Origin of the sequence: Caballeronia sp. S22 (assembly GCF_964261745.1) — a bacterium.
GTDB classification, from domain to species: Bacteria; Pseudomonadota; Gammaproteobacteria; order Burkholderiales; family Burkholderiaceae; genus Caballeronia; species Caballeronia jiangsuensis.
Window position 1 is genome coordinate 1,357,204 of record NZ_OZ180036.1, and the last position, 12,312, is coordinate 1,369,515.

Below are 12,312 nucleotides of genomic sequence, written 5' to 3' on the forward strand. Positions count from 1 at the left end.
TAGAATGGTGGGCTATGACTCATCCCGCTTTTGAGGGCCAGCGAGGTTTGGCTTCCGCTGCGTTGGCCGGATAAACAAGCTTGGGCTGCCCCTGTTGCCACTGCAGGATCATCACCGACGCGCCAAGCCGCTTTCCCGTCTCGTCGAACTCAAGCGTATTACCCGCATAAAACCGGGCGACCGCTCCTTTGTTCCCGAGAGCACGCATCGAGGCCATGACCCTTTGACGATCGACGCTGCCAGCCTGCTCGACAGCTTCCTTGAAGAAAACCATGTCCCCATAGGTCGAGACACTCTCCTGAGGCATCCAGGGTTCGCCAGTCTTCTTGTGGTAGTCGGCCACGACATCCTCCAGGCCCTTGGCTTGCCAGTTGGCGACGATCACGAAGGTGTTTTCGAGCACCTCGGGTCCGACGAGTTTCAGCATTTCCGGAGCGGCCATATGCGCACCGCTGGCGACCGTGGGCAGACGCCCATCGCCCAAGCCGGTCTCATTCATCCGCTCCAGCACGAGCTTGTCGTCCGACATCACCGTCGGCAGCAGGAGCAAGACATCCGGTCGAGCGTTGCGCAGTTTCTGGACTGCCGACGTGGCGTCTGCCATGGGAGGAGTGAACACCTCGTCGGCCACCACCTCAAGTCCGAGCTTTTGCATCTCGCCGTTCTGTTGGATTGCATTCATCAGTCCGGTTGGGGACGCGGTGTTGTCACGAATGACGGCCATCTTCCGCGGGGTGGGCGCCGATGCCAGCTTCGAAACATTCAGAATGGCGGCTAGAGCGCTTTTCGCCTGAATGCCCGCAGGTGCGGAAGTCTGCAGGACGTACTTGAAACCACGAGCCGTGATCTGATCCGCAAACGACTGGGTCACAAACGGAATGCCGGCTCGCTCGGTGACTTCGGTGACTGCAAGGGTGAACGACGACGACCAGGCACCCGAGATACCAACGATGCCCGGGTTGTCGGCGACCAGACGTTGCGCAGCATTCTTGGCCTTCTCGGTCGAATCCCCGGTATCGGCGACGATGAGTTTCAACTTCGCACCGCCGAGCGACTTGACGCCGCCCTTCTCATTGATGCGCGCGACTGCCAACTGCGCGCCTTGAAGCATCAGCGCCCCCTGCCGCGCAAAGGGCCCCGACAACGGCGCAATCAGCCCGACCTTGACGTCCTGCGTTTGGGTAGTCGTCTGCGCAAACGCAACAACGCCGAGTGTTCCTGCGGCTACTGCCGCTGCCATCCTTAACCAGCCCTGAAACCTCATGATCGTCTCCCTGCTTTTGATGGTTGTCCGGGCGCCTTAGATCCCAAGGTAGGCAGCCTGCACACGCGGATTCTTCAACAGGTCGCTACGCGATCCCGCGGCGACGACCCGGCCCGATTCGAGCACGTAGCCGTAGTTGCAGAGTTCGAGCGCTTCCGTCGCGCGCTGCTCGACGAGCATGATGGTCAGCGCGGTTTCAGCATGAATCCGTCCGATCCGCTCGAACACCGTGTCGATCAACGCGGGCGCGAGACCCATCGACGGTTCATCGAGTAGAAGCAGGCGCGGCGCAGACGCGAGGCCACGGCCGATAGCCACCATCTGTTGCTGGCCGCCCGACAGGGTGCCGGCCAGCTGACCCCGGCGCTCCGCCAGAATCGGAAAGAGCTCGTAGATCCGCTTGAGATCGTGCTTCCAGCTCTTTCTGTCGGGTCGAATTAGCGCCCCCATCTCCAGGTTCTCGAGGACGGTCATTGACTTGAAAACCTGCCACCCTTCAGGAACATGGGCGATACCCAATCGCGCACGATCCGAGGGCTTTATCCCGAGCAAGTTGATTCCGTCGAATTCGATGCAGCCCGCACGCGCCGGCACGATGCCGGACAGCACCTTGAACAAGGTGCTCTTGCCCGCGCCGTTCGGGCCGGCGACCGTCACGAGCTTTCCCGTCTCGACATCCATCGACACGTCAACGAGCGCATCAAGGCCCCCGTACCCGGCATTCAGTCCACGAATCGTCATCATGATGTAGCCCACCGCTTGCCCAGATATGCCTCGATCACCTTCGCGTCTTTCATCACCGTCTGCGGTGCATCGTTGGCGATGACCTCGCCGTGATCGAGAACGACGAACCGGTCGACAAGTCCCACCATCGCCTGCATGGTGTGTTCGATGATCAGGATCGTGAGCCCGCCGCGCGAAAGTGACCTGACTACTTTCGTCACGCGCTCCACCTCAAGGCCGCCGAGTCCTGCGAGCGTCTCGTCGAGCAGAACGAGCCTTGGTCCGGACGCCAGTGCACGCGCCAGTTCCATCAGCCGGAGTTCCACCGTCGTGAGGTCCCGGGCAAATGTGCTTGCACAATCACCGAGGCCGACCTTGGCAAGCGCCTCGAGCGCCGCGCTTCCTGCCGCGTCCATTGACCCGTCAATAGCCAGTGCGCCGACAAGAACGTTGTCGAGGACCGTCAGATCGGGAAACGGACGCATCACCTGGAATGTCCGTCCGATCCTTTGCCGGCAAATCCTGTTTGGTTTGAGTCCGACCAGGTTGCGGCCTTCGAACGTGACGCTTCCGCTATCGGGTCGCACAAATCCGTTGAGCAGATTGAAGAGCGTCGTCTTGCCTGCGCCGTTGGGTCCGATGATCCCGAGCACCTCGCCTTTGTGGGCTTCGAAGCTGACCGACTGCACAGCCTTCACGCCGCCGAAGCTCTTCGACACGTTGCCGACATTCAGGACCGTATCGCTCACACCCACCCGCGCCGCCGGAATGTCGACGACGAGACTCGCCACTTCCGTGGTTGCGGCGATGCGTCTCGGACTCGGCTTGCGCTTTCTGCGGAGGCTCGCAAGCACGCCCTCGGGCGCAAACAGCATGACGAGCATGATTGCCCCGCCGAATACGATGCCCTGTATTCCAGGCAGGCGATCTCCGAGCACCGAATTCAAACCCTCCGACAGCGGAATCAAGACGGCGGAACCGACGAGCGGCCCCCACACTGAACCGACGCCGCCGAAAATCGTGACGATCAGCGCCTGAGACGAGGTCAGCAAGCCAAACACCGTATGCGGTGTAACGACGAGCAGCACGACTGCATACATGCCGCCGGCCCCACCCGCCATCGCGCCGGAGATGGCGATCGCCACCAGCTTGACCTTGAGGGAATCGATGCCGGCCGCTTCCGCCGCCGCTTCATTCTGTTTGATCGCATTCAGCGCCAGCCCCAACCGGGAATGCTTGATCCAGTGGCAGATGCAAAGGGACGCGGCCAACAGCACAAGACTGATCAGCACATAGACGCGCTGATCGGCAAACTGCATGAACGCGGCCCCATTGTGCCGCTTGAGCGGCAAGGTGATCTCCTGAAGACCGAGCCACTCGGCTACATAAAGAAGCGTGAGAGGATAGGCAAGCAGAGCGAGAGCGAAGTAGTGTCCACGCAACCGGAAGGTCGGGTAACCGATCACAAGCGCCGCGACACTTCCAACCAACATCGCAAGCGGAATTCCGAGCCACGGCGACACGTCAAGCTTCTGGAATATGAGCGCAACGATGTACGCGCCGAGCCCAAAAAACGCCGCGTGTCCAAACGAGATGAGTCCGGAAAAGCCACTGAATACATTCCACGAGCAGCCCATCACGGCCCAAATGAGCATGAGAGTCAGGACGAGTTGGTAATATGAATTCTGGACCACCAGCGCGGTGCAGGCATATACCGCGCAGAAAAGGCCTAGCGTCCACAAGAAGCGCCGGGTTTGCAGGGTCATGTTCATCACGTCCGCTCCACGTTTCTGCCCAGCAGGCCTTGAGGCCTGAGCAGCACGACCAGAAGAAAGATGACAAAGATCGCTGCGTTCTGTAATTGCGCCGGCAGGACCAGGCCGGAAAGCTGCTGAACGAGCCCGATGATCAATCCTCCGAAGAATGATCCGGCGATGCTTCCCAGACCGCCGAGAACCACACCCGCGTACATCACCGTGACGAAATCGGTCCCGACATACGGCTGGAACGGCAGATACGTGGCGAGCAGTCCACCCGCAATGCCGGTGACGGCGCAGCCAAGACCGAACGCGATCCGAAAGGATCTCTGGACGTCGACGCCAACATAGACGGCAGCCACGGGATTGTCCGCGGCGGCACGCAACGTGCGCCCGGTTGAAGAGCGTTTGACGAAGCAATACAACAGCCCCGCCACGATCAGTGCGACGCAAAGACTTGCTGCGCGAGCCTTGTTGACGAACACGGACACGTCTTGGCCGACCAGCGGCCCGATTTCCCACGCTCTTGACGAGTACGGCGTATGCAAGCCCTGCGGCGATGATCCGAAGGCCATCAATGCGCCGTTGGAAATCACCAGCGCAAGACCCAGGGTCACGATCAGTTGCGGGAAGTGTCCGTCCCCGGGGACACCCATCGTCTTCAATCCGGTAACGCGATTCAGAAGCCACGCCTGCACCGCCATGCCAACTCCAAAGAGCACGAGTCCGGCTATCCCGGCCGCAACGATTGGGGCGACGAGCGGGCCCAACACGCTGTCCAGAGCAAACGACGAGCAAATGTAGAAAGTCCCGTACATACCGAGCATGAGGAATTCGCCCTGCGCAAAATTGACCACACGCATGACGCTGAAAATCATCCCTAGTCCGAGACACATCAGTGCATAAACACCGCCGACCAGCAGGCCGGCACACGTCGCCTGCAACAGGCTCTCAAGCAGGACAAGTCCTTCGCCGACATTCATTTCGCATCTCCTGTTTCAAGTACGCGCCGGAACTTGACCAAGGTAACTTCATCGGTAACCTTCTCGAACGCCGGTTCCACCTTAGCTCCGATCCGAGCGTCTTCGAGATGCGCATCGACGGGATTGCTGTACATCCGAACACCGCTCGCATGCCGAACCTGAATGACGGTGTACGGAACGTCGTCGGCGAACGAAGGCCAGTACGCCTTGTGGAAACGACAAAGCGATTCAATCAACCAAGTGCCCGAGATCTCTTCCCACTGCGCCTCGCGCGACCTGCAATCGGCACAGACAGGGGCGGCCGGAAAGCGAAACTGTCCACATCGAGTGCACCGTTGAAACACGAGCCGCCCCTCCCGGGCAGCGGCCCAATATGGCGCATTGTCGAGATCGTCGGAGCGAGGAAGGGGTTTCTCATAGCGGCTCATCGCGGCTCCCCGGCGTAGATGATCGAGCTGACAATGGGCGCCGCCGCCATATAGTGAATGTGCCGGGCCTGTTCGATCTGACGGCCGGCCGCCGTACCGCGGAGCTGGCGAACGGCCTCGATATGCAAGTTCCAACCCTGCATATAGGATTCTGACAAGTGACCGCCGCTGGTATTCGCGGGAAACCGTCCTCCGATTGCAAGGTGCCCTTCCTCGACCCACACGCCGGATTCCCCCCGACCGCAATATCCGAATCCTTCGAGCGAAAACAGAACCGTTGGAGTGAAGTTGTCGTAAATCATGAGCCCGTCCATGTCTGCCGGTCCAAGGCCGGCCATTGCATAACTGTGGCGTCCGGCGCGCTGCATCGCATCACCCCAGAAATCGTCCGGTGGGAAATCAGAATGCGAAAAGCTCGAGGCCTGTCCGTGGCCGCGCACGAACACCGGCTTTCCCGGCATGTCGGCCGCCCGTTCCGCCGTCGTGACGATCATCGCAACGCCACCGTCGTTGATCAGGCAGTGGTCGAGCAGTCGTAGCGGTTCGCAAATGAATGGAGACGCGAGATACTCATCGACGCTATAAGGCTTACGCATCACGGCATCGGGATTCACGCAGGCATGACGACGAAACGTCGAGGCAATAGCGCCTAGTTGGCGTTCGTTAGTGCCGTACTTAGCCATGTGCCGCTGCATCATCAGCGCGTGGTACGCACTCGGCGAGGTCATTCCATATGGGAACCACAGACCTCCCGCCTCGCTGTCATAGGGCGCGGATGTGCCGGCATACCGCACTCCCGCGCTTCGCCCATTGTTCCCGTATACAAGTGCGACAACACTCGCAAGACCTGCCTGGATCACCGCCACGGCGGTCTGCACACAGACTGCCGAGAATCGCCCGTGCGCTGGAGTGGTTAGCGTGTAAGCAGGATTGATGTTGCACAGCGTTGCGAAGCGCTGATAGTCGGTGATGCGGTTAAGTATCAGGCCGTCGATGTCGTCATGAGAGAGCCCGCAATCGTCCAGCGCATTGTTGAGGGCCCACAGCCCGAGACTGCACGCGTCGTGTTCGGGAAGACGACCATACGACGTGTGGCCTATTCCCACCACCGCGACCGAAGACTTTTGATTAACTGGCATGATGTCACTCACTGCCGCGCTTGCCGCGCCGAAAGGTCTGTACTGGGTGCAAAGGGCTGCCCGAGCAACCCGCGCTGTCCGATCTCGAGGCAGAACACACCGCCCGCCCCGGATTGGGTTGTCAGCGCCTCTTCGTCGATGCCCATACGGGCCGTGGTGATGAACAATGTCCGCATGCGGGGACCGCCGATCGTGCAACTCGTCGGCCGGGAAACCGGCAACTCGACGCTGAGGTCGAGCGTGCCGTCGGCGCTGTAGCGATCGACGCGGCCTCGATCGAACAGTGCGCACCACACGCCACCTTCCGCATCGACCGTCAGGCCGTCGGGGCCGCCTGGGCCGGGACGAAACTCAACGAAGACGTCGCGATCACATGCTTCACCTGACTTCAAGTCGAACGCGTACCGGTAGATACATTGCGCGTGCGTATCGGCGAAATACAGGGTGGAAGAATCGCTGCTCCAGCCGATACCGTTTGACAGGCCAAAACCCGTATCCACGGCGCGGATGGACATCGACGCGTCGGCACGATAAAGACGCCCTGTCTCCCGCTCAAGCGAGCGATCAAACGACCCCACCCAAAGACGGCCAAGCCGGTCTACTTTCCCATCATTAAAGCGTTCATCACCGAACTCGAACTCTCCCAGTCGCAGCGGTTCAGGATGCATATCCGGCTCCCGCAGCACCGCAAGCCCCTTACGGTAAGCAACCAGCAACCCTCCGCCTTCGAGCAGCGAGATATTCCCGGGAGGCTTGGGCAATGGCCAGGTTTTGGTCGCGCCTGTCGCGTGATCCCATTGCCAGAGCGAGGGCTGTTGAACGTCGATCCACCACAGCGCCTGGCTGCGAGGGCACCATAGGGGCGATTCGCCTAATGAATTGCGTGCGTCCACCAGCAGACGCACGGAATGCGACGTCGGCATCATGCTGTCGTTTCTCCTGACTGCGCGAAGAACGTAGCCGCTATCAGGCTCTTCTGGATCTTTCCGGTTGTCGTAAGCGGCAGGTCCACTTCACTGCAAAAGACCACATGGGCAGGAACCTTATAGGCAGCCAGTTGAGTGCGGCAGTAGGCCTTCAAGACGTCTTCGGTCAGCGAACGGTTCGGCCTCGGAACGACCAGCGCGCCTAGCACTTCATCGCGAGTCGGGTGAGGCACGCCCGTCACCACGGCATGAGCCACGTCCGGATGCGTCATGAGTACCGCTTCCACTTCCGCTGGCGATACGTTGATTCCGCCCGTCTTGACCAGTTCCTTGATACGCCCGCGATAAAACAGGTTGCCGTCCTCGTCAACGCATCCAAGGTCGCCGGTCCTGAAGTAACCGTGTGCATCGAAAGCGCGTTCAGTCTGCGCGGCATCCTTGAAGTAGCCTTTGGTGACATAGCCCTTCACCCGAATTTCGCCGACTTGTCCGGCAGACATTTCGAGCTCCGTCTCTGGATCGACGATGCGCTGACTTACACCGGGAAGTGGCCGTCCGCATGAGCGCAACCTGAGCTCCAAGGGGTCGTTCGCGTCGGTCACGTGGCTGTTGCCGTACGTCTCCGTGAGACCGTAGATACTGCAGATATTGCTTGCACCCAGGGTAACCGCGCGCATCACCTGCTCGGGTGTGCCGAGCGTCGCACCCGAGCGAAGAGTCGAAAGGTCGTGTTTTTCGCGCTCGGGATGCTCCGCCAAGGCCTGGATCATGTTGGGCGTGCCGTATATCACGGAGCAACGCTGGCGCTCGATAAGTTTCAGCGCTTCCGCAGCGTCGAACGATTCCTGCAGGACGAGGCAACCGCCATGCGTCAGGAGGTTCATCATTGCGTTCGAACATCCGAAACCCCAGAACAGCGATACCGCTAGCCATAGGCGGTCATGTTCCGTGATCTTTTGCCGCTCGCCGATATTCCAGACGTTTTCGATCAGGCCGCGATGCACGAGTTGCACGCCTTTCGGATGACTCGTCGAGCCGGACGTGTACAGGATAAAGGCAACATCATCAGGCTCTGACTGAACGTCGATGACATCAGAAGCGTAGCGCCTTCCCAGCGCACAGAGTTCACGCCATGAATACCACGAGGTGGGCAACAACTGTCCGACCCCAACGATTGCCTGTAGCGACGGCAATTGACCCTCCGACTGCAGCCCGTTCAACATTTCCACGTAGTCATGCTTCATATAGCCAGGCGTGCAGACAATGAATCTGGCTTCGGCGTGACTTAACGCATAGGCGATTTCCCTCGATGTCCACCACGTATTGACCGCGACGGCCACCGCGCCGAGATGCGTAGCGGCCAAGGCCGAGACAATCCACTCGAGCCGATTGCCCATCAGAATGGCCACTTTGTCGCCGCGCCCAACGCCGATCGACATGAGACCGCGCGCGCAATCGTCGATGAGTTCCAGCAAGTCGCGATAGGTCAGCCTGCGGTGAACGTCGACGATGGCGTCACGTTCACCGTACAGCGATGCAAGTTCGCCGATCAGTTGTGGCAACGTTCTGCTGATAGGTTGCGTAGACAAGGCTGTCTCCATTAGCGGTTGGCGAATTGATGAGTGGGGCAAACCCCCTCGGTGATCCGCTTGAATCTTCAAAATTTCTCTATCCGCAAATCGGCGCGCGGATTCCAGTCAACACCGTTCGCTGCGTGGTCGACGGTTGCAGCTACCGGACCGGAAAACTCCCTCACGCCCATTAAATGCATGGCCAAAGTATAGCCCATTGTTCTCGTATATGAACTAGGTTTATCCCTAGGAACTCAGATCGCTTTTTTTGGAAACGCTCTCTAATGTCGAGCCAGCTAGAAGCCAGCCCTGTGCGCTGGCTAGTGTGGCCTCTTGGAAGCGGCCTTCCCGACAGATTTTTCCTGTCGCCCAGCCATGGCAATGACTGCGGACCGACCATCGGACGGCTGGGCGAATCAGATTTTGTTGGGGTAAGGGGATCAATTGCAGACCTTGTTGCAAGGTCAGACGACTACACCGTGAAAGTCCGTGTGAAGTCGGACAACACGGGTGTCGAAATCGCGAAGGCGAGATTGACTCTGAAGAGGTGGTGTGCCGGAAGGAAGCTTGCGTCACGCAGTGTCAGGAATGTAGCGCACGGCGTTGGCGATCGACGCGGATCGCGGCATCCCGATCGAGTGGGAGCCGAGCGGGCGCCGCCACGCGCGTTGTGAAGCGCGTGACGGACTCGCGCCCTTCTCTATTGCCAGATTGCGCCTCCGTCCACGGTATACAGCGACGAAGTCACAAACGACGCTGCGTCGGAGAACAGAAATTCGATGACCGAGGCGACCTCCGCAGGCTCGCCGTAACGCTTCATAGGCGCCGCGGCCTCAAAATCGGAACGCGATCGTTGCGCGTCTCCAGAAGCATATTCAATGCGCCGCATCATGCCCGTGTTGATCATGCCCGGCAGCACCGCGTTAATCCTCACGCTATGCTCCGCGGCCTCCAGTGCCGCAACCTTCGTAAGACCGACGATCGCATGCTTCGACGAGATGTACGCTCCCAACCTTGGCAGGCCCCAGAGCGACGCCAGTGATGCCGTAACGACGATCGAACCGCTGTGCTGTCGTTTCATGTGCGGAAGGACTGCGCGAAGTCCCAGGAACACGCCTCGCACATTGACCTGGTAAACCTCATCGAAATCTGCTGACGACAAGTCCTCGATCAAAGCAAACTTGCCCTCGATGCCTGCGTTGTTGGAGAAATAGTCGATTCGACCAAATTTCTCAACGGAGAGTCGCACGTAGTTGTCGACGTCCTCGTGCCTTGAAACGTCGGCTTCCACAACGAGGGAGTTGCTATCGTCCAGCTCAAGCCTACGGGCCAGTTCCGTCAACTTCTCCGCATGGTGCCCAACAAGCACCACATTCACGCCTTTACCGACGAGGCGCTCGGCAAGCGCTGCACCAATTCCGCCGGCCGCACCAGTGATGATCGCAGTGTGACGATTCATGATCGCTCCGCATGTTCGTGTGAGTTGGATTACGTGCTTGCCAAGTGTGCTTGTGCCTGTACCGATAGATCGTCTCTGACCGCAACTACGGTTCCTCGCACGAACGATGGGCGACACGTGCAGGTTATCGTGTCAGTTCGTATACACGAACTAGGTATTTCCACTAGAACTAAATGTGAACTGTGCAGACCCATTTTTGCTTGCAAAAGGACTGTGGCGTTCCTACCATAGGTCGCATACGTCACCTGTGTTCTCGATTGAGAACGCCTGTCTCGCTCTCCTTTTCCCATTTTCGAAGGCGATCATGAACACACCGTTACTCGACCGCGGCACTGGACCAGCCATATTGCTGGCACACGGTACGTTGATGGACCACACGATGTTCAGGCATCAGGTCAACTTTCTGAGTTCGAAATTCCGGACGATTGCGTATGGACTTCGTGCCGCAACGGCCGAGGCCGAGCACCCGTATTCGAATCAAGATCTGGTGTCCGACTGCCTTGCTCTGATGAATGACCTCGAGATCGACCGCTGCGTGCTGGGCGGCTTGTCGATGGGCGGCTTCATGGCGATCGACTTCGTGTTGCAGCACCCCGACCGGGTAGCCGGTCTAGTGCTGTTCGATTCCATGTCAGTTGCGTACACAGACGACGAAAAGCGCTTGTTCGGTCAGCACTTCGACCCTCTTGACCGCGATGGAAGTCTCTCTTCAAGCTTCATCGAATGGTTCGTGCCGGTGATTTTCAGCCAGCATGCGATGGATCATCAGCCCGAGATGATTGAAGACTGGAAGCGACGCTGGGCGAAACGTAGCGCCCGCTCGCTTTACTACGAATATCGATCGTGGATTGGAAAGCCTGACGTTACCGCCAAGCTCCATGAACTGAAGTGCCCTACGCTTATTTTGCACGGTGCCGACGACCGGGGGATCGATCCGGAGCAGGCTCGCAATATGCAGGAGAGCATCGCGGGCGCAAAGCTCCGCCTCATAAAGGATTGTGGCCACGCATGTACAGAGGAAGCGCCCGAGAAAGTGAACGCGTTGCTTACCGAGTTCCTGGATCATTTACAACCTTGGTAAGAAGCGGCAGGCCGAGCGCGACCGTCACTCTTCGCTTGAGGTTTGCTTGAGTCGACCGAGGAACCAGCGGCCCGCCGGGCCGGGTGGCGTATCTTTGCGGTAAATCGCAAACATGGCGATGGGTGGGGTTCGGGGCTGAAAGTTTTCGATTCGAAGCGGTACCAGGTCGCCCGAAACAAGATCGGCATGTACCATCGCAGCCGGCATATGCCCCCATCCGAAACCAGCGCGTAAAAACGCATGCTTCGCGCCGAGATCCGCCAAGCGCCAGATCTGCGGTGAGAATACGCCGAACGACTTCCCGTCGGTCAGAGCCGTGCGATCAGTCAACACAAGTTGCACATGTTCTTCAAGCTCGCGCGATCGGACCACTCGTTTGAGCGATGCCAAAGGATGCGTTGGAGCGGTGACGGTGACCATCTGCACGTCGAGCAATTTCTCGGCATCGACCGTTTCGGGCACCGCTGGCATTGAACCGCTGATGCCGAGCCTGCATACCCGTTCCAGTACTCGTTGCACTACCGCGCCCAAAGCTTCGACATACAACCGCAATGGCGTGTGCGGAAATGCTTCACGGAATTCGCCGACTGCCACCGTGAGCGAGGCCATCGGATACATCACGTCCACCACGACAGAAAGCTCAGGTTCGAGTCCGTCTGCGATTGCTCGCGCCTTCGACTTGAAGCCGTCCATGCCGCTGACGACGAGACGCGCCTGCGAAAGCAGCGCGGTGCCTTGCTCGGTCATTCGCGGATAGCGGCCGCTTCGGTCGAACAATGGCACATTGATCTGGGCTTCAAGATTGGCGAGCGTCTGGCTCACGACGGACTGTGCCCTGTGAAGCTTGCGCCCTGCCGCAGAAAAGCTCCCCTCGTCGACGGCCGCGATGAAGGTGCGCAGTTGGTCCATAGATACGCCGTCGAGCATATATCGATATCCCGGATGGTATTGGTCGAGAAATATCGTCTTCCAGGCGTGGCG

Annotated in this window: 11 protein-coding genes; 1 reads left to right on the forward strand and 10 read right to left on the reverse strand. The window is 59.2% G+C overall.

The window, feature by feature from the left end; all coding sequences use genetic code 11:
- Positions 1–19 precede the first annotated feature (19 nt).
- From ACEN42_RS21665 to ACEN42_RS21705, 9 genes are all read right to left on the reverse strand, one after another.
- Positions 20–1,264, reverse strand: a complete 1,245-nt coding sequence (locus ACEN42_RS21665; RefSeq protein WP_371881410.1) for an ABC transporter substrate-binding protein — start codon at positions 1,262–1,264, stop codon at positions 20–22.
- A 36-nt stretch (positions 1,265–1,300) separates the two neighbouring features.
- Entirely contained in the window at positions 1,301–2,008 is a 708-nt protein-coding gene (locus tag ACEN42_RS21670) for an ABC transporter ATP-binding protein (RefSeq protein ID WP_371881411.1), read from the reverse strand.
- The gene (locus ACEN42_RS21675; protein ID WP_371881412.1) at positions 2,005–3,759 is read right to left on the reverse strand and encodes an ABC transporter permease subunit; all 1,755 of its coding nucleotides are present in this window, start codon (positions 3,757–3,759) and stop codon (positions 2,005–2,007) included. Before ACEN42_RS21675 ends, ACEN42_RS21670 begins: the two co-directional genes overlap by 4 nt.
- Positions 3,759–4,727, reverse strand: a complete 969-nt coding sequence (locus ACEN42_RS21680; protein ID WP_371881413.1) for a branched-chain amino acid ABC transporter permease — start codon at positions 4,725–4,727, stop codon at positions 3,759–3,761. Before ACEN42_RS21680 ends, ACEN42_RS21675 begins: the two co-directional genes overlap by 1 nt.
- Complete coding sequence (locus tag ACEN42_RS21685) at positions 4,724–5,155, reverse strand: Zn-ribbon domain-containing OB-fold protein (protein ID WP_371881414.1); 432 nt, start codon at positions 5,153–5,155, stop codon at positions 4,724–4,726. Before ACEN42_RS21685 ends, ACEN42_RS21680 begins: the two co-directional genes overlap by 4 nt.
- Entirely contained in the window at positions 5,152–6,306 is a 1,155-nt protein-coding gene (locus ACEN42_RS21690; protein ID WP_371881415.1) for a thiolase family protein, read from the reverse strand. The genes ACEN42_RS21685 and ACEN42_RS21690 overlap by 4 nt, the downstream gene beginning before the upstream one ends.
- Positions 6,303–7,220, reverse strand: coding sequence for an SMP-30/gluconolactonase/LRE family protein (locus ACEN42_RS21695; protein ID WP_371881416.1), 918 nt, complete (start codon positions 7,218–7,220; stop codon positions 6,303–6,305). The genes ACEN42_RS21690 and ACEN42_RS21695 overlap by 4 nt, the downstream gene beginning before the upstream one ends.
- Entirely contained in the window at positions 7,217–8,809 is a 1,593-nt protein-coding gene (locus ACEN42_RS21700) for an AMP-binding protein (protein WP_371881417.1), read from the reverse strand. Before ACEN42_RS21700 ends, ACEN42_RS21695 begins: the two co-directional genes overlap by 4 nt.
- Before the next feature lie 682 nt (positions 8,810–9,491).
- Positions 9,492–10,250 carry an SDR family NAD(P)-dependent oxidoreductase gene (locus tag ACEN42_RS21705; RefSeq protein WP_371881418.1) on the reverse strand — a complete coding sequence of 253 codons (759 nt, stop codon included), beginning with the start codon at positions 10,248–10,250 and terminating at the stop codon, positions 9,492–9,494.
- A gap of 304 nt (positions 10,251–10,554) precedes the next feature.
- On the opposite strand from ACEN42_RS21705, the gene ACEN42_RS21710 reads away from it, so the two are divergent.
- On the forward strand, positions 10,555–11,331 hold the full coding sequence (locus ACEN42_RS21710) for an alpha/beta fold hydrolase (protein WP_371881419.1): 777 nt from the start codon (positions 10,555–10,557) through the stop codon (positions 11,329–11,331).
- 24 nt (positions 11,332–11,355) lie between these two features.
- On the opposite strand, the gene ACEN42_RS21715 is transcribed toward ACEN42_RS21710, so the two are convergent.
- Positions 11,356–12,258, reverse strand: coding sequence for a LysR family transcriptional regulator (locus ACEN42_RS21715; RefSeq protein WP_371881420.1), 903 nt, complete (start codon positions 12,256–12,258; stop codon positions 11,356–11,358).
- Positions 12,259–12,312: the final 54 nt, after the last annotated feature.

Bases quoted from the DNA above. Each gene is read 5' to 3' on its own strand.
- ACEN42_RS21685 (WP_371881414.1), bottom strand. From the start codon at position 5,155: ATGAGCCGCTATGAGAAACCCCTTCCTCGCTCCGACGATCTCGACAAT.
- ACEN42_RS21665 (WP_371881410.1), bottom strand. From the start codon at position 1,264: ATGAGGTTTCAGGGCTGGTTAAGGATGGCAGCGGCAGTAGCCGCAGGA.
- ACEN42_RS21675 (WP_371881412.1), bottom strand. From the start codon at position 3,759: ATGAACATGACCCTGCAAACCCGGCGCTTCTTGTGGACGCTAGGCCTT.
- ACEN42_RS21695 (WP_371881416.1), bottom strand. From the start codon at position 7,220: ATGATGCCGACGTCGCATTCCGTGCGTCTGCTGGTGGACGCACGCAAT.
- ACEN42_RS21715 (WP_371881420.1), bottom strand. From the start codon at position 12,258: ATGCTCGACGGCGTATCTATGGACCAACTGCGCACCTTCATCGCGGCC.
- ACEN42_RS21710 (WP_371881419.1), top strand. From the start codon at position 10,555: ATGAACACACCGTTACTCGACCGCGGCACTGGACCAGCCATATTGCTG.
- ACEN42_RS21705 (WP_371881418.1), bottom strand. From the start codon at position 10,250: ATGAATCGTCACACTGCGATCATCACTGGTGCGGCCGGCGGAATTGGT.
- ACEN42_RS21680 (WP_371881413.1), bottom strand. From the start codon at position 4,727: ATGAATGTCGGCGAAGGACTTGTCCTGCTTGAGAGCCTGTTGCAGGCG.
- ACEN42_RS21670 (WP_371881411.1), bottom strand. From the start codon at position 2,008: ATGATGACGATTCGTGGACTGAATGCCGGGTACGGGGGCCTTGATGCG.